The following is a 17,189-nucleotide window of genomic DNA, read 5'->3' as shown; positions in this document are numbered from 1 at the left end:
GCACTCAGGCAATACGACATATTTCGCATCACTGACCCTTGTTTACTTTCTCGTAACATGAAAACCTTATGTGGTTGGCAAAACGATGACCCCGTCGTTCACGTCCGACGATGCGAAAAGCACTACGGCATTAACACCGTCCCCCGCTGACCTTTCCAAGGCGGGGCGTTCGTGTGTTCAGATCATGAGCATTTCGTCCCCCCTCAAAGATTTCAAGGAGCATCAATAAGCATGGATTGGCGTAGCCGCGCGGCGTGTCTGGATAAGGACCCGGAACTTTTCTTCCCGGTGGGTAACACCGGTCCGGCCCTCTTACAGATCGAAGAGGCCAAAAGCGTCTGCCGTCGGTGCGAAGTGACCGAAACCTGCTTACAGTGGGCCATCGAGTCCGGTCAGGACGCTGGTGTGTGGGGTGGAATGAGCGAAGACGAACGTCGCGCTCTGAAGCGCCGCGCTGCACGTGCCCGCCGCGCATCCTAAGAGACCGCTCCCGAGGTAGATCTCGCAACCCGGGAAGCTGCACGAAATCCGCCAGAGGTAGACACCACTGGCGGATTTCGGCTTTAAACCGGAAATTCTCAGGTCGGCTGGGTACATTAAAAGGTAGTAATCATGTTCGAAAGGAGCTGTGGGTGAATCACGCCTATGCGGCGCGCCATCCCAAGTCAGGAGTGCGTGCACCATGAGCCCTGCTCTTGCCGACCCCAATCTGGGTACGACCCTCGATGACCGTTACCGCATCGACCACCTGCTCGCGCTGGGCGGGATGTCCAGGATCTACCGCGCCATGGACAAGCGCCTGCACCGCGCGGTGGTCGTGAAGATCCTGAACGACAACTTCGCCAGCGAGTCCACCGTCCGCGAGCGCTTCGAATCAGAAGCCGTGATCGCAGCGAACATCACCCACCCGAACGTGGTGTCGATCCGCGACCACAACGTCACGGACAACATCGTCTACCTGGTTATGGAGTACGTCCGCGGACGCAACCTCGACCAGGTGATCTCCGAACGCGGTCGGTTCACGCCGCGCCAGATGCTCAGCGTGCTGGAGCAGGTCTGCCACGGGCTGGGCGCCGCCCACTCAGAAGGCATCATCCACCGCGACATGAAGCCGGCGAACGTGCTGCTGGCGGATACCGGCGAGGTCAAGGTGACCGACTTCGGGCTGGCCCGCGCGGCCAGCGCCCACACCCAGTCCGCAACGCTGGTGGCCACCCTTTCCCATGTCTCCCCGGAGCTGGTCTCCGGCGCACCGGCCGATTCGCGCAGCGACATCTATGCGGTCGGCATCATGATCTACCAAATGCTCACCGGGCGCCTGCCGTATTCGGAAACCAATGCGGCCGCGCTGATGAAGCACCATCTGGACTCCCCCATGCCGCTGCCCTCGGATGTCGTGCCCGGGCTGGCCACCGATCTGGACGAGCTGGTGCAGTGGTGCACCGAGAAGGACCCCGAGAAGCGGCCGCAGAACGCCGAGCTGCTGCTGGACGAGGTCATCCAGATCCGTTCGACGCTCAGCGAAGAGCAGCTGGACTTCGACGCGGACACGCTGGGTGGCATCGAGGACCTGACCCCTGGCTCCATGGCGCACATGCCCACCACCGTGCAGCAGCGCCTGGACGACTGGCAGCGCGAGCGCGAGGAAGCCCGCGAACGCCGTTGGCAGCTGCAGGGAACCGGCGCCACGGCGGACAGCTATTCGCTGGACGCGCAGCCCGATCAGGAAGAGACCACCATCATCGCCGCGTCGGATGCCACCGAGGTGCTGGATCTGCGCGATGCGCAGGCCACCGTGGTCCACGCCCCAACGGCCGGCGCAGGCTCCCCTGGAGCAGATGCCACCGCCGCCTACTCGCGGACAGACATCGAAACCGTCGGCGCCGATGAGCCCAACGAGCAGGATCCACAGCCGGCCGCGCGCTCCCCGCGCGGCGAGAAGCGGGCTACCAAGGCGGCGCAGAAGCAGTGGCGCAAGGAAGCCCAGGTGCCCACGCACCGGCTACGCAAGCCCAGGACCGCAGCGCAGAAGACCGGGTTCATCGCGGCATGGGTGCTGATCGTGGCGCTGGTGGCCGCCGCAGGCTGGTTCTTCGGGCGCGGACCCGGAACGGTGATCCGCATCCCGTCGCTGAACGGCCTGCTGCAGGAACAGGCGGTTTCGCAGATGTCCGAGCAGGGCGTCCCGGTCAGGCTCGGCTCCGCCTTCGACGACGAGATCGCCATCGGGCGCGTCGTCGACTCGCATCCGGCCACCGGCGAGAACATCATGAAGTTCCAGGGGGTCGAGCTGATCGTCTCGCAGGGCCCCGAACGCTTCGAGATCCCGCAGGTAGCGGGCAAGAGCCTCCAGTCGGCCACCGAGCTGCTGGCGCAGCACGAGCTGACCAAGGTCAAGGAGGTCCGCGAATACTCCTCAGAGGTGGAGAAGGGCAAGGTCATCTCCTCCTCGCCGGCCGCGGGCAAGACCGCCGCGCGCAAGGACGCCATCACCCTGAAGGTGTCCAAGGGACCGGCCCCGGTGCAGGTTCCGGCGCTGCAGGGCTTGAGCGAAGACGACGCCGCCGCGGCCCTAGAGTCAGCGGGACTGCGCCTGCAGGTGGGCGATCCGGTGTATTCCCGCGAGGTCCCTTCGGGCCTGGTCGCCGCGCAGTCGCCTCAGAACGGCACCGCCGAGGTGGGAAGCTCCGTGACCGTGAACCTGTCGCAGGGCCCGGAGTTCGCCCAGGTCCCCTCGGTGATCGGGCTGGGTGTCGAGGAGGCGACCCGCGTGCTGGAAGAGGCAGGGTTCACCGTCAAGGCGCACCATGTGCTCGGCGACTTCTCGCAGACGGTGCGCATGCAGTCGCCGCTGAACCAGAGCATCGAGCTGGGCAGCGAAATCAGCATCTACGCGTTCTAGCAGGCAACAGCCGGTGCACGCAAAAAGGTCTGGCCCATCATCCCCGCGAGGGGTGACGGGCCAGACCTTTTCAGTTCTCCGGTGCGGGCCTAGCGGCGAGCGCGGCTCTGCAGCGCCGAGGAGACCAGGAAGGCCATTTCCAGGGACTGGCGGTGGTTCAGGCGAGGATCGCAGACCGACTCGTAGAGCTCGTCGAAGTCCTCTTCGCGGATCGGATCGGCGCCGCCGAGGCACTCGGCGACGTCGTCGCCGGTCATCTCCACGTGCAGGCCGCCCGGGTTGGTACCCAGCGAGTCGTGCACCTCGAAGAAACCGCGGACCTCGTCCATGACGTCGTCGAAGTTGCGGGTCTTGTAGCCGTTCTTGCTGGTGACGGTGTTTCCGTGCATCGGGTCGGTGACCCACAGGACCTGCGCACCGGTGGCGGTGACCTTCTCCACCAGGTTCGGCAGCTTCTCGCGGATGTTCTTGGCGCCCATGCGGGTGATGAACGTCAGGCGGCCGGGCTCGCGGTTCGGATCCAGCTTCTCGATCAGGGCCAGGGTGTCCTCGACCGAGGTGTTCGGGCCGAGCTTCACGCCGATCGGGTTGCGCACGCGGGACAGGAAGTCCACGTGGGCGTGGTCCAGCTGGCGGGTGCGCTCACCGATCCACAGGAAGTGCCCGCTGGTGTCGTACGGCAGGCCGGTACGCGAATCGGTACGGGTCAGCGCACGCTCGTAGTCCAGCAGCAGCGCCTCGTGGGAGGCGAAGAACTCGGTACGGGTCAGGCCCTCGAAGCCGGCGCCGCAGGCGTCCATGAAGCGGATGGCGGAGTCGATTTCGCCAGCCAGCTGCTCATAGGCCGAGTGCGCCGGATTGGCCATGAAGCCGCGGTTCCAGGAATGCACGCTGCGCAGGTCGGCGAAGCCGCCCTGGGTGAACGCGCGGATCAGGTTCAGCGTAGCCGAGGAGGTGTTGTAGGCCTGGACCAGGCGCTTCGGGTCGTGGGCACGGGACTCCGGGGTGAAGTCGTAGCCGTTGACGATGTCACCACGGAACGCCGGCAGGGTGACGCCGTCGCGGGTCTCGTCGTTCGAGGAACGCGGCTTGGCGAACTGTCCGGCCATGCGGCCCATCTTGATCACCGGCATCGAGGCGCCGTAGGTCAGCACGACGGCCATCTGCAAAATGGTGCGCACGCGGGCGGAAATCTTGTCCGCGGTAGCGTCGGCGAAGGTCTCGGCGCAGTCGCCGCCCTGAAGCAGGAAGGCCTTGCCCTGGGCCGCCTGAGCCAGGCGTTCACGCAGAACGTCGACCTCGCCGGCAAAAACCAGTGGCGGACGCGAACCCAGTTCAGCAATGGAAGCACTATAGTCCGGGTGCTCACTCCAGGTGGGCTGTTGGGCAATAGGCAGATCACGCCACAGATCAAGTTGCGGGTCGGTGGCGGGGCCGGCTACGGATGAGCCGGGCAATGGGGTTCGGTTTTCTTCGCTCACCTTGACAAGTCTACGTGCCTTGCGCGCAAAGCACCGCGTGCAATGTAACAACCGGACGTAACACAGGGCACGCTCCCCGCTGGTTCCCCTGCCCCGGGCGCCGGCTACTTCTTTTTGGCCTTGGTCGGCGCGTAGACGTCGACGTAGCTCTGCCCGGACAGCACGTTGATGGCCTTACGGATGTCGTCTGCCACCTGGCGCAGCACCGCCGGGTCACCTGACTGCTCGGCGAGGTGGGAGAAGTCCAGCGGCTTGCCGATCTTGATGCCGATGCGGCCCGGGTGCGGCAGGCGCTGGCCGATGGGCTGCACCTTGTGGGTGTTGATCATGGCGATCGGGATCACCGGCACGCGGGATTCCAGGGCCAGCTTGGCGACGCCGAGCTTCGCCCGGTAGAGCCGGCCGTCGGGTGAACGGGTGCCTTCGGGGTAGATGCCCAGCAGCTTGCCCTCGGCCAGGGCGGTATTGGCGCTGGCCAGGGAGGCGGCCGAGCCACGGCCGCCCGAACGGTCCATCGGCAGCTGGTTGATGTTGCGGAAGAACCAGGCGACAAGCCGTCCCTTGGGGCCCTTGCCGTTGAAGTAGTCGTCCTTGGCCAGGAACACGACCGGCCGCTCGATCATCGCCGGCAGGAACACCGAATCACTGACCGAGAGGTGGTTGGAGGCAAGGATCGCGCCGCCCGCGACGGGAATATTATTGATGCCCTGGATGTCAATCTTGAAGAAGATTCGCAGCAGCGGCTTGACCGCGAAGCGTTTCAGAAAGTCGTACAGCACGATGGGGCGGTTCCTTCTTCTCGTCATCAGGCGTCGTGGGCGGACACGCCCGTCGAGGTGTTGACTGGCGTGGGTCCTTACCCTTCAATTGTGCACTACGCTCGAATAAGAATGCAGTACAACGCAGCACCTCAAGGGGGACGTGATGAGCCACGACGTACATCAGGGCGCGGCTGGCCAGCCGGCAAGGAAGCCTGCCGTACTGCTGATCCACGGGTTCACCGGATCCAGGACCGCCATGCTGCCGTGGGCGCAGGCGCTCGAGTCCGCCGGATTCGACACCCTGTGCCCGGTCCTGCCCGGCCATGAGACCTCCTGGCAGGACATGATCGGCCGGAATTTCTCCGAATGGATCCTGGCCACCGAGCAGTCGTTCGACGAACTTGCAGCAACGCACGAGCAGGTGTTCGTCGCGGGGCTGTCGATGGGCGGCGCGCTGGCGTTGCACCTGGCTACCCGGCGCAACGTCGCCGGGGTTTCGCTGGTGAATCCGGGGCTGGTCGTGGACAGTCCGCTGGCCCCCTATACCAAGTACCTGCGGCGTATGGTGCGTTCGGTCGCCCCGATCAGCAACGACATCGCCAAACGCGGGGCCGACGAAAAGGCCTACGGGCGCACCCCGGTGGCCGCGGTGCACCAGCTCTACCAGCTGTTCGCGCAGACCCGCAGCAGGCTTGGCCTGGTCACCGCGCCGGTCCAGCTGTTCCGTTCGACGGTGGACAACGTGGTCTCCGACGCCTCGGTGCACGCGCTGACCGAAGGGCTGAACCCCGGCACCCTGGCCGAACACCACCAGCTGCTGCATTCGAAGCATGTCGCGACCCTTGACTACGACGCCGCGCAGATTTTCGAGGAATCCGCCCGGTTCTTCCACCACCTGGCCGGGCAGGCCACGCACTCCCCGAAGGGCAGGCCATGAACCCTGCAGAAAATAAGCCGTCCGGCGCCGACGATCCGCGCTGGGACGAACTCGTTGAGAATTTCCGCACCCTGGACCAGGGCACCCCGCGCGAACCGAGCGCCGCAGAGCGCCAGGCCGAGCTGCGCCAACTGTTCTCCACCGGCCCCGGCGCGGTCACCGGCCCCCGCGACTACGAGGTCGAGGACACCGAGGAGGAGTTCATCCCCGACGAGCCGGCGGCGCTGGGCTCCGGCAACCCGATGGTCAACCTCGCCTGGACGATGGCCGCCGGCGGGCCCATCGGCTTGCTGCTGTGCGTGATCTTTTTCCGCTCGGCCCCGGCCTTCGTCTACATCGGCCTGGTCGCGCTGTCGATCATCGGCGTGATCTACCTACTCAGAAGGCTACCTACCGAACGCGATCCGGGAGATGATGGAGCAAGGGTCTGATCGACTTTGAACCCGAGGAACGCTAGGTTACTGTAGAGTAATAACAATGTGATGCGGATTACCCCGCATTGCCCACCGGGTCACACCGAGTTCAGGAGATGAGACACAGATGCGCGAATACAGCACTCCGCTACGCATCCACTCGCCGGCAGAGTCGAACATCACCGACCTGCTGCTGCGCCACGCGAATTCAGCTGCTAATCCGGCGCTCTTCTCCAAACCGGCTCCCGGCGGCACCTGGCAGGACGTCACCGCCTCGCAATTCGCCGCGGAGGCCGCAGCCATCGCCAAGGGCTTCATCGCCAACGGCATCAAGGCCGGCGACCGCATCGCCCTGATGGCGCGTACCCGCTACGAATGGACGCTCGTCGACTTCGCGATCTGGTACGCGGGCTGCGTCACCGTCCCGATCTACGAGACCTCCTCCCCTAGCCAGGTCGCCTGGATCGCCGCGGATTCCGAAACCGTGGCAGTGGTCGTGGAAAGCCCCGCCCACGAAGCGGTGGTCCGCGAAGCCGCCCACCAGGAGCAGCTCGAATGCCTGGACCACGTCTGGCAGTTCGACGAGGGCCTGGCCCAGTTGGCCGAGGACGGCAAGGACGTCAGCGACGAAGAGCTGGAGCAGCGACGTTCCTCGGCGAACCTGCAGGACATCGCGACCATCATCTACACCTCGGGCACCACCGGACGGCCCAAGGGCTGTGAACTGACCCACTCCAATTTCGTCGAGCTCGCGGAGAACGCGGTGGCTGAACTGCCGTCGGCCGTGTATCCCGGCGCTTCCACCATCATGTTCCTGCCGCTAGCCCACGTCTTCGCGCGCTTCATTTCGGTGGTCAACGTGGCCGCAGGCTGCCGCACCGGCCACACCCCTGACGTCAAGCACCTGCTCGAAGACCTGCAGTCCTTCAAGCCGAACTTCATCCTGGCCGTGCCGCGCGTGTTCGAGAAGGTCTACAACTCGGCTATGCTCAAGGCCGAGGATGGCGGCAAGTCCAAGATCTTCCACGCGGGCGTGGATGTCGCGGTGAAGTACTCGCGAGCCGAACAGGCCGGCAAGATCCCGCTGGGCCTCAACTTGAAGCACAAGCTCTTCGACGCACTGCTCTACAAGAAGCTGCGCGGGGCCATGGGCGGCAACATCCGCCACGCGGTTTCCGGCGGCGGGCCGCTGGGAGAGCGCCTGGGCCACTTCTTCAATGGCATCGGCGTCACGGTGCTCGAAGGCTACGGCCTGACCGAGACCACCGCCCCGGTCACCGTGAACACCCTGGACCGCATCAAGATCGGCACCGTGGGCAAGCCGTTGCCGGGCAACGCGGTGCGCATCGCCGAGGACGGGGAGATCCTGGCCAAGGGCGTGTGCGTCATGCGCGGCTACCGCAACCGCCCCGACCTGGAAGCCGAGACCTTCACCGACGGCTGGCTGCATACCGGAGACATTGGCGAGCTCGATTCGGACGGGTTCTTGAAGATCACCGGCCGTAAGAAGGAAATCATCGTCACCGCCAGCGGCAAGAACGTCATCCCCGCAATGCTCGAGGACCAGATCCGCGCCGATGCGCTGGTTTCCCAGTGCGTCGTCGTCGGCGAGGGGCGCCCGTTCATCTCGGCCCTGGTCACGCTGGATCCCGAGGCGGTGCCGGGCTGGCTGGAACGCCACCACCTGGACAAGAACCTGTCCATGGACGAGCTGTCCACGCACCCCGAAGTGCTGCAGGCCATCCAGAAGATCATCGACAAGGCGAACACCTCGGTCAGCCGGGCTGAATCCATCCGCGCGTTCCGCGTCGTCTCCGAGGACTTCACCGAGTCCTCCGGACACCTGACCCCGTCGATGAAGATCAAGCGCGCCGTGGTCCTCAGCGACTACGATGCGCTGATCGAGGACATCTACTCGGCACCCAGGCCCGTGGCATAGTCCAGCACGGCTCCGGCAAGCTCCCACGATGCGCGGGAGGAAGCGGCCCAGGGAAACCTGAGGCCGCTTTTCCGTGCCTCGGCGGCGAAATGCCGCTCAAGCACCACACGGGCGAAGGCCGGCGCCGGGCGGTTCTTGGGCTGGTGGCCCAGCTGGGCGAAGACGAGGTTCTCGGCCAGCGCGCGGCGCCCGTTGGCCAGCAGCCATTCAACCAGATCCATGAGCCGGTCCTCGGTCTCGGCGCTCGCGTCCCCCAGCACCACCAGCACGTCGATTCCGGTGAACTTGCCGTCCATGACCGCGGCAACCCGCTGCGGTCCTGCGGTGGCGACTCGGGAGGGCAGCTGCAGTTCGGCAAATTGCTCGGCCAGCTGCTCGGCGAGCTCCGCCAGCGGCAGGGCCGGGTCCAGGGTGAACAGCAGCACGCCCAGTTCGACGCGCAGGGCGGCGACCTCCTTGGCCTGCTGCTGCCGTGCGGCAGGGACGCCGTCGGAAGTGTTCCTGCCAGCTTTCATATTCCCTCCTGGGTAGTTCGTGGCCGGCGCCGGGTGGGGTGCCGCCTCCATGATCGTGCCATAAACAAGCCGTGGCCCACGACTTTCGTCGTGGGCCACGGCTTGTTTACGGCAGGTTCGCGTTGCCTAAGATGCTACTTCGGTTCGATGACCACCAGCAGATCCCCGCCTTGGACCTGGCTGGTGCCGTTCAGGGTGATCTGGGTGACGACGCCGGAAGCGTTGGCGGTGATGCCTGCTTCCATCTTCATCGCCTCGATGGTCGCCACCGACTGGCCGGCTTCGATCAGGTCGCCGACCTGGACGCTGACGGTCACGGCGCCGGCGAACGGCGCGGCCACGTGGCCGGCGTTGTTCGGGTCGGCCTTCGGTGCGGACTTGACGGTGGATTCCACCGACTCGTCGCGGACCTTGATCTGGCGGGACTGGCCGTTGAGCGTGACCACAACGGTGCGCATGCCCTTTTCGTCGGCTTCCGAGACGGAGACCAGCTTGACCAGCAGGCGCACGCCGGTGCCCAGCGAGATGACGTGCTCGTGGCCGCGGACCAGGCCGAAGAGGTAGTCGCGGGTGTGCAGCACCGACAGGTCGCCGTAGTTCTCCACCGAGGCCGCGAAGTCGCGGGTCGGGCCGGCGAACAGCAGGCGGTTCAGGGTTCCGCGGATGGTGTCCGAGTCGCTGGTCAACGCCGCGGCATCCTCTGCGCTCAGGTCCTCGACGTGGGACTTCACGTTGCGGCCCTGCAGCGCCTTGGTGCGGAACGGCTCAGGCCAGCCGCCTGGAGGGTTGCCCAGCTCGCCCGAGAGGAACTGGATGACCGAATCCGGGATGTCGTAGTTCTGCGGGTTGGCCTCGAAGTCCGCGGCCGGAACGCCGGAGCCGACCAGCTGCAGCGCCAGGTCGCCGACCACCTTGGAGGACGGGGTCACCTTGACCACGTTGCCCAGCATTTCGTTGACTGCGGCGTACATCGATTCAATGGCCTCGAAGCGCTCGCCCAGGCCCAGTGCGATGGCCTGCTGGCGCAGGTTCGAGAGCTGGCCGCCGGGGATTTCGTGCTGGTACACGCGGCCGGTCGGCGCCGGCAGGCCCGACTCGAACGGCTTGTACATGGCGCGCACGGCTTCCCAGTACGGTTCCAGCGAGGCGACGGCGTCCAGGGACAGGCCCGGGTCGCGTTCGGTGTTCTCCAGCGCGGCAATCAGCGCGGAGGCCGAAGGCTGGGAGGTGGTGCCGGCCATGGCGGCGCTGGCCACGTCCACTGCGTCCACGCCGGCGTTGATGGCTGCCATCAAGGTGGCCATCTGACCGCCGGAGGTGTCGTGGGTGTGCAGGTGCACCGGCAGATCGAAGCGCTCGCGCAGCGCGGTGACCAGCTTGGCCGCCGCGGCCGGGCGCAGCAGGCCTGCCATGTCCTTGATCGCGATGATGTGGGCTCCGGCGTCGACGATCTGCTGCGCCAGGTCCAGGTAGTAGTCCAGGGTGTAGAGCTTCTCGTTGGCATCCAGCAGGTTGCCGGTGTAGCACAGGGCCACCTCCGCGACCGCGGTGCCGGTCTCGCGCACTGCCTTGATGGCCGGGGCCATCTGGGACACGTCGTTCAGCGCGTCGAAGATGCGGAAGATGTCGATGCCCGCGGCGGCGGCCTCCTTCACGAAGGCGTCGGTCACCTCGGTCGGGTACGGGGTGTAGCCCACGGTGTTGCGGCCGCGCAGCAGCATCTGCAGCGGGATGTTCGGCAGCTCGGCGCGCAGCAGCTCAAGGCGCTTCCACGGATCCTCGCCCAGGAAGCGCAGCGACACGTCGTAGGTCGCACCGCCCCAGACCTCCATGGAGAACAGCTGCGGCACGGTGTGCGCGTAGGCGGGCGCGGCGGCCAGCAGGTCCCGGGTACGCACGCGGGTGGCCAGCAGCGACTGGTGCGCGTCGCGGAACGTGGTGTCGGTGATGCCCACGGCGGTGGACTCGCGAAGCGCCTTGGCGAACCCTTCCGGACCCAGCTCCAGCAGCTTCTGGCGCCAGCCGTCGGCCGGGTGCGCGGTCTTCGACGGGCCGTCGAACGGCGAGCGCTCCGGCTCGTCGGACTTGTCGCCCGGGAAGGTCGGCAGCTTCTTGCGCGGGTCGATGCCTTCGATGCGCGCCCCGTTGGGCTGGTTCACGGTCACGTGCGCCAGGTAGTTCAGCGCCTTGGTGCCGCGGTCCTGGGACTCGTTGCCGGTCAGCAGGTCCGGGCGCGAGTCGATGAAGTCGGTGGCGACGTCGCCGGCGATGAACTGCGGGTCGTTGAGCACGTTCTGGATGAACGGGATGTTGGTGGCCACGCCGCGGACGCGGAATTCGGCCAGTGCGCGGCGGGCGCGGGCCACGGCGGTGGCGTAGTCGCGGCCGCGGCAGGTCAGCTTCACCAGCATCGAGTCGAAGTGCGGGGAGACCTCGGCGCCGGTGTAGATGGTGCCGCCGTCCAGGCGCACGCCCGAACCGCCGGCGGAGCGGTACACGGTGATGGTTCCGACGTCCGGGCGGAAGCCGTTGGCCGGATCCTCCGTAGTGATGCGGGACTGCAGGGCCCAGCCGCGGACCTGGATGGAGTCCTGGGAGATGCCCAGATCGGCCAGCGATTCACCCGAGGCGATGCGCATCTGCGCCTGCACCAGGTCGATGTCGGTGACTTCCTCGGTAACGGTGTGCTCCACCTGGATGCGAGGGTTCATCTCGATGAACACGTGCTGCCCGGCTCGCTCGCCCACGGTGTCGACCAGGAACTCGACGGTGCCGGCGTTCTGGTAGCCCAGGGCCTCGGCGAACTTCACGGCGTCGCGGAACAGCGCCTGGCGGATGCTCTCATCCAGGTTCGGCGCCGGCGCGATCTCCACGACCTTCTGGTGGCGGCGCTGCAGCGAGCAGTCGCGCTCGTGCAGGTGCACGATGTTGCCCTGCTCGTCGGCCAGGATCTGCACCTCGATGTGGCGCGGGCGCAGCACTGCCTGCTCCAGGAAGACGGTCGAGTCGCCGAAGGCGGTGCCGGCTTCGCGCATGGCGGCGCCCAGCGCCTCGGGCAGGTCTTCGCGCTTGTCGACGCGGCGCATGCCGCGTCCGCCGCCGCCTGCAACGGCCTTGACGAAGATCGGGAACCCGATCTTGTCAGCTTCGGCAATGAGCAGCTCAGCATCGTCGCTGGGCTCGGAGGAGGCAAGCACCGGAATGCCGGCAGCCTTGGCGGCCTTCAGTGCTGCAACCTTGTTGCCTGCAAGTTCAAGAATTTCGGCCTTCGGGCCAACGAACTTAATGCCGTTCTCGGCAGCGGCGCGGGCCAGGTCGGGGTTTTCCGACATGAAGCCGTAGCCTGGGTAAATTGCATCTGCGCCGGCTTCCTTGGCGACGCGGATGATCTCGTCAATATTCAGGTAGGCGCGGACCGGATGGCCTTCTTCGCCGATCTGGTAGGCCTCGTCGGCCTTCTGGCGGTGAACGGAGTTGCGGTCTTCGTGCGGGTAGACTGCAACGGTTTTTGCGCCTAGTTCGTAGCCGGCACGGAAAGCGCGGATTGCGATTTCCCCGCGGTTGGCGACCAAGATTTTTTCAAACATAGTGTCCCTACATCGAATCAGCACACATGGGTCCGGGCCGCGTTTCGGAAGGCAACTCCCGGAACTTCGATGGCCCGAGACCGGTGTGTCGGGTCTCTCAAAAATGCTCGTTCGAGCACGTTCTTCAATCACCCTACACGGACGAGGCCTAGATCACCCAAACATTTCTCCCTGTGGTCTGACCATAGGAAATATTGACCGGTGCTGAAGTTTTAATCACTAAGTTATGTCAAACCTCGAAATCGACCGTTGCAAAGTCGGGGAATCCACGCCGGGCACACTATGATGAGGAGAGACTAAAATATTCGGCGGGACGTTCAAGAATCGAACAGCGAAAGGCGTGGTCTGGTCCGTGCACGTAGTGAGCATCAGCAGCCTCAAGGGTGGTGTAGGAAAGACCTCCGTAACACTCGGTTTGGCTTCGGCAGCACTGGCCGCAGGGATTCCGACCCTCGTAATCGATCTCGACCCGCATGCAGACGCAAGCACCGGTCTTGGTGTGCGCGCCAACGGTAAGCAGCCTATCGGGCAGATGCTGAAGAACGCCCGGCGCGTGCGGCTGCAGGACAACGTGGTTGCGTCCGCCTGGCAGTCGAAGGCCGCTGAAAAGAAGTCCCGTACCCGCATTCCAGTTCTGGACGTTGCGGTGGGTGACGCGTTCACTGGGATCTACGACCGACCGGACCTGCGAACCAGGGATCTTCGACGCCTCACCCAGCTGCTCAGCCGCACTAGCGGCTACCAGCTGGTCCTCATTGACTGCCCGCCATCGCTGAACGGCTTGACCCGCATGGCATGGAGCGCTTCGGATCAGCTGGTCCTCGTAGCCGAACCGAGCCTGTTCTCCGTTGCCGGAACCGAACGCACCCAGCGTGCCCTGGAACTGTTCCGCCGCGAGTTCGCCCCGTCGCTGGGCCCCGTGAGCGTTGTCGCCAACCGTGTGCGCAAGGACTCCGCCGAGCACACCTTCCGCCTGTCTGAAATGCGCCAGATGTTCGGCGATTCCATGGTCAAGCCTGAAATCCCCGAACACCCGGAATGGCAGCAGATCCAGGGTGCAGCGTACTCGGTGCATCAATGGCCTTCCAAGACCACCGCACCGATGCTCACGCAGTTCGACGCCCTGCTCAAGGACGTCATGGAGAAGGCTGCCCTCCCGAACTCCTAATGGGCTCGAAGCCAGACGTCAAACAAAAAGGCATGGTCCGGACTTCCCGAGGGAAGTCCGGACCATGCCTTTAATGTCTATTAGCCTGGCGCACCTGCTAGCCGACCTGGCGAGCCGCCTTGGCTGCGCGGCGTGCTGCCAGCTCATCTTCCGGCGCTTGCTGCTCGGAGTTCTCCGAGGGAAGCTGCGCCAGCGAACCTTCAACCTCGCGCCAAACTCGGCCTACCGCAATACCGAAGACGCCCTGCCCCTTCTGGACGAGGTCGATGACCTCGTCGGCGCTGGTGCACTCGTAGACCGAGGCACCATCGCTCATCAGGGTGATCTGTGCAAGATCTTCAACACCGCGTTCACGCAAGTGAAGGACCGCAGTGCGGATCTGCTGCAGTGATACCCCGGTGTCCAGCAGGCGCTTGACGACCTTGAGGACTAGGATGTCGCGGAACGAATACAGCCGATGGCTGCCCGATCCCTTGGCGCCCCTCACGGCTGGCTCGACGAGCCCGGTGCGGGCCCAGTAGTCGAGCTGCCGGTAGGTGATTCCTGCGGCCTTGCAGACGATTGGCCCGCGGTAGCCCGCGTGCTCGTCCAGTTGCGGCAGGTCATCCGTGAAGAGCAGGCCTTGGGCATTGGATCGCTGAACGCCGCCGCGAGCCCCGTGATGTGGGCCTGTCTGGCTTGTCTCCATCCAATTGCTCCTTGCGTGTAAGCATGTACCGTTTGCGAGTGTCAAAATATTCGCCGTCCGGCAGGGTGCGAGTGATGAACGACCACGAAACCGGGTGAGCGAAAAATATCCCTATGCAATGACGGTACGGCCATATTCAACCCGGGTCAAAGACCTTCAAGTTTAACTTTAAGGCGTGTCGGAATTTACCGGCGACCTCCCGCAGCACAGCAGTCCGGATGCCAAGCGGCAAAGTCGGTCTGGCGGGCTAGGAGGAGAAGTCTTCCGGGTCGATGTTGTCGAGGAATTCACGGAACTCGCGCATCTGCTCTTCCGGGGCTTCTTCGTCTTCTGCGGCCCCTTCGATGATGACTCCGGCTTCCTGCATGACCTCTTCGGTGCACTTGATGGGGCACTGCACGCGCACTGCCAGGGCTACCGCGTCGGAAGATCGGGAGTCCACGCGCTTGCCGTTGGAGAGCACGAGTTCGGCGGCGAAGACGGCGTTCTGGACCGAAATGATTTCAACTCGGTCCAGGGTGATGCCCAGCGCTTCGAAGACGTTGATCATCAAATCGTGGGTCATGGGGCGCGGAGGGGTCAGCCCCTGCTCCGACATCGCGATGGCCGATGCTTCGGGTGCACCGATCCACAGCGGCAGATAAAGTTCTTTTTCGTGTTGCTTAAGCAGCAGCAGCGGTTGATTCGCCGGCAGTTGAATGCGGATTCCCGCAAACTCCAGATCCAGCATGATAGCCCCCTGAGGGTTGAAAACTCGTTGCTGACTTCAGCTTAGCGATCGATCTGGGAAATAGCACGCTGCACCAGAGCTTCATGCAGCTCCAGGCACTGGCGTGAAATTTCCTGGGCTTCTTCGGCAGCCCGCGCCCTGGCGGATACTTCGGGCTTGCGTAGCTCGTTGCCCACGATCGATTCGATCAGCGAGAATTCGCGTTCAGCAGCGGTGCGGAACTGGCGCAGGTGGCGCGGCTCGATGCCGTGGTTGGAAAGCTGGACTGCAGACTTGGTGATGCGGATGCCGTTGGAATCGAACAGCCCGCCCTGCGTCTCGATCAGCCCGAACTTCATCAGGTCGTGGATGAGTGTCTCGCTGGCACCGGTGATTCCTTGCAATTCCGCCATGGATACCGAGCGGGAATGGTTTTCCACGGCTTCGGCCATGTCCTTGCCGACGGCGACCGGCGCCACCGGAGCGCCGCCTGGCAGTGCTGCCGGGGCTTCGCCGCGGTCCACGGCGTCCAGATGGTCCTTGATGACCTTTAATGGCAGGTACTGGTCGCGCTGTACGGACAGGATGAAGCGCAGCCTGCTGACATCGCTAGCGCTGTACTTGCGGTAGCCCGCCGAGGTGCGCTGCGGGATGATCAGGCCCTTGTCTTCGAGGAAGCGGATCTTCGAGGCGGTGACCCGCGGAAATTCATCCTTGAGCTCGGCCAGCACCTCGCCGATGTTGAGCGCAGCCTGCCGCACGCCCTCGTGACGGATCGCCTCGAGTCGTGGGCTACTGGCTGCATTGAACATCGGCAAAGAACTAACACCTCGGTGATTACGTGGTTGCCGGCGCGATCGATGCAGGCAACAAGACCTCTAACTGAACCAGTTTAAAGGTTGGGCACGCTTTGGTAGAAATTGAGTCGGAACTTCCCGATCTGAACCTGGACACCGTTGGTCAGGGTAATGGAGTCGATGCGGTCGCCGTTGATGTAGGTGCCGTTCAGCGAACCGATATCGGTCAGCGTGAAGCCCTTCTCGGTGCGGGTGAACTTGGCGTGGCGGCGCGAGACCGTGACGTCGTCAAGGAAGATGTCAGCGTTCGGGTGGCGGCCGGCGATGCTTTCGTCGGTGTCCAGCAGGAAGCGGGCGCCCTTGTTCGGTCCGGTGTGGGCTACCAGCAGTGCGGAGCCGGACGGGAGCGCGGCGACGGCGCGCTTTTCATCCTCGCTCAGCGTGTAGATGACGGCAGGCTCGGAGGAGCTCTGGAACGAGGGAAGCGAAATATTGGTCGTCTCGGACGCAGACTCGTTGTGCGGGGTTACCGGCCCATTTTCCGACATTTGTGGTCCTCCAGAAGTTCTGCGTTAAGTTCGTGCAAGACGACCTTGAATCAACATTAGTTCGATACGCTCTACCAAACTATTTCCAGATTAGCCTACTCAAGAGGTCGGCGATAACAGAAAAGCCGATATTTCCAGCTCCGCCCATGCTCATTCGTGGGATCATGCAAGTATTGGAGATGGTTCGGGGTCCAAAACATCCGCGAGCCCCGTGGTGCGTAGTGAAAGGGTGAGCGTCATGACCAGGATTCTCCTGAAGCGTGCCTATGCGGATCCTTCGGATTCAGATGGCTACCGGATTCTGGTGGATCGCCTCTGGCCTCGTGGTTTGACCAAGCAGCAACTGGAAATCGAGAAATGGGCCAAGGCGGTGACTCCGAGCTCGGAGCTGCGCAAGGCTTGGCACCACGACCCTGAGCGGTTCTCCGAGTTCGCCGAACACTACCGGCAGGAGCTGAACCAGAATCCTGCGGTGGACGAATTCCTGGAGCTGCTAGCGCAGCACCCGACGGTGACGTTTGTTTACGGAGCGAAAAACGAAGAGGTCAATCACGCGGTGGTGCTGCGGGACTATCTTCTTCCGCAGCTCCAGTCGTAGCAGCGGGTACAAAGCACACGCCGTCGACGCAGGCCATGTCCGATTCGACGACGTTCTGCAGGTTGAACGAAAATTCCTGGCTCATGTTTCCCCTTGATGGATAGCCTTCGTCAAGAATCAACTCCCGGCCGGGAGTAAAAATTCCG

General features: G+C 64.3%; 15 protein-coding genes. 7 read left to right on the top strand and 8 right to left on the bottom strand.

Annotated features, from left to right (window positions below; translation table 11 throughout):
- Positions 1-231 precede the first annotated feature (231 nt).
- Positions 232-480, top strand: coding sequence for a WhiB family transcriptional regulator (locus DFO58_RS08755; protein WP_047118688.1), 249 nt, complete (start codon positions 232-234; stop codon positions 478-480).
- A 202-nt stretch (positions 481-682) separates the two neighbouring features.
- On the top strand, positions 683-2,902 hold the full coding sequence (locus DFO58_RS08750) for a Stk1 family PASTA domain-containing Ser/Thr kinase (protein ID WP_120990254.1): 2,220 nt from the start codon (positions 683-685) through the stop codon (positions 2,900-2,902).
- 89 nt (positions 2,903-2,991) lie between these two features.
- Here DFO58_RS08750 and DFO58_RS08745 read toward each other — a convergent pair whose 3' ends face one another.
- Together DFO58_RS08745 and DFO58_RS08740 are read right to left on the bottom strand one after the other, a co-directional pair.
- Positions 2,992-4,383 (bottom strand): class II 3-deoxy-7-phosphoheptulonate synthase, encoded by a 1,392-nt coding sequence (locus tag DFO58_RS08745; protein ID WP_047118686.1) that lies wholly within the window; start codon positions 4,381-4,383, stop codon positions 2,992-2,994.
- Positions 4,384-4,487: 104 nt separating this feature from the next.
- Positions 4,488-5,162 carry a lysophospholipid acyltransferase family protein gene (locus tag DFO58_RS08740; protein WP_120990252.1) on the bottom strand — a complete coding sequence of 225 codons (675 nt, stop codon included), beginning with the start codon at positions 5,160-5,162 and terminating at the stop codon, positions 4,488-4,490.
- A 145-nt stretch (positions 5,163-5,307) separates the two neighbouring features.
- Between DFO58_RS08740 and DFO58_RS08735 the strand changes: the two genes are divergently transcribed.
- The 3 genes from DFO58_RS08735 (at position 5,308) to DFO58_RS08725 (ending at position 8,433) form a co-directional block, all read left to right on the top strand.
- The gene (locus DFO58_RS08735) at positions 5,308-6,081 is read left to right on the top strand and encodes an alpha/beta fold hydrolase (RefSeq protein WP_053797763.1); all 774 of its coding nucleotides are present in this window, start codon (positions 5,308-5,310) and stop codon (positions 6,079-6,081) included.
- Entirely contained in the window at positions 6,078-6,512 is a 435-nt protein-coding gene (locus DFO58_RS08730) for a hypothetical protein (protein WP_047118683.1), read from the top strand. Before DFO58_RS08735 ends, DFO58_RS08730 begins: the two co-directional genes overlap by 4 nt.
- Positions 6,513-6,621: 109 nt before the next feature.
- Entirely contained in the window at positions 6,622-8,433 is a 1,812-nt protein-coding gene (locus tag DFO58_RS08725; RefSeq protein ID WP_053797762.1) for an AMP-dependent synthetase/ligase, read from the top strand.
- On the opposite strand, the gene DFO58_RS08720 is transcribed toward DFO58_RS08725, so the two are convergent.
- Together DFO58_RS08720 and DFO58_RS08715 are read right to left on the bottom strand one after the other, a co-directional pair.
- The gene (locus DFO58_RS08720; protein ID WP_053797761.1) at positions 8,406-8,948 is read right to left on the bottom strand and encodes a hypothetical protein; all 543 of its coding nucleotides are present in this window, start codon (positions 8,946-8,948) and stop codon (positions 8,406-8,408) included. The two genes, DFO58_RS08725 and DFO58_RS08720, sit on opposite strands and share 28 nt — an antisense overlap.
- A gap of 134 nt (positions 8,949-9,082) precedes the next feature.
- Positions 9,083-12,535, bottom strand: coding sequence for a pyruvate carboxylase (locus DFO58_RS08715; protein WP_120990249.1), 3,453 nt, complete (start codon positions 12,533-12,535; stop codon positions 9,083-9,085).
- 352 nt (positions 12,536-12,887) lie between these two features.
- Between DFO58_RS08715 and DFO58_RS08710 the strand changes: the two genes are divergently transcribed.
- Positions 12,888-13,703, top strand: coding sequence for a ParA family protein (locus DFO58_RS08710; protein ID WP_047120635.1), 816 nt, complete (start codon positions 12,888-12,890; stop codon positions 13,701-13,703).
- 97 nt (positions 13,704-13,800) lie between these two features.
- On the opposite strand, the gene DFO58_RS08705 is transcribed toward DFO58_RS08710, so the two are convergent.
- The 4 genes from DFO58_RS08705 to DFO58_RS08690 all read right to left on the bottom strand — a co-directional run bounded on the left by DFO58_RS08705 (position 13,801) and on the right by DFO58_RS08690 (position 16,445).
- A complete protein-coding gene (locus DFO58_RS08705; RefSeq protein ID WP_047118679.1) occupies positions 13,801-14,391 on the bottom strand; it encodes a MerR family transcriptional regulator in 591 nt (196 codons plus the stop codon).
- A 247-nt stretch (positions 14,392-14,638) separates the two neighbouring features.
- Complete coding sequence (locus DFO58_RS08700; RefSeq protein WP_113607901.1) at positions 14,639-15,121, bottom strand: bifunctional nuclease family protein; 483 nt, start codon at positions 15,119-15,121, stop codon at positions 14,639-14,641.
- Between the two features lie 41 nt (positions 15,122-15,162).
- Entirely contained in the window at positions 15,163-15,918 is a 756-nt protein-coding gene (locus tag DFO58_RS08695) for a MerR family transcriptional regulator (RefSeq protein WP_231735974.1), read from the bottom strand.
- 74 nt (positions 15,919-15,992) lie between these two features.
- Positions 15,993-16,445 (bottom strand): FHA domain-containing protein, encoded by a 453-nt coding sequence (locus tag DFO58_RS08690; RefSeq protein WP_047118677.1) that lies wholly within the window; start codon positions 16,443-16,445, stop codon positions 15,993-15,995.
- A gap of 238 nt (positions 16,446-16,683) precedes the next feature.
- On the opposite strand from DFO58_RS08690, the gene DFO58_RS08685 reads away from it, so the two are divergent.
- Positions 16,684-17,043, top strand: coding sequence for a DUF488 family protein (locus DFO58_RS08685; RefSeq protein WP_047118676.1), 360 nt, complete (start codon positions 16,684-16,686; stop codon positions 17,041-17,043).
- Positions 17,044-17,189: the final 146 nt, after the last annotated feature.

Source organism: Arthrobacter sp. AG1021 (genome assembly GCF_003633665.1).
Lineage (GTDB): Bacteria > Actinomycetota > Actinomycetes > Actinomycetales > Micrococcaceae > Glutamicibacter > Glutamicibacter soli.
Note: the sequence above shows the minus strand (reverse complement) of the source record. Positions and strands in the feature narration are given on the sequence as shown.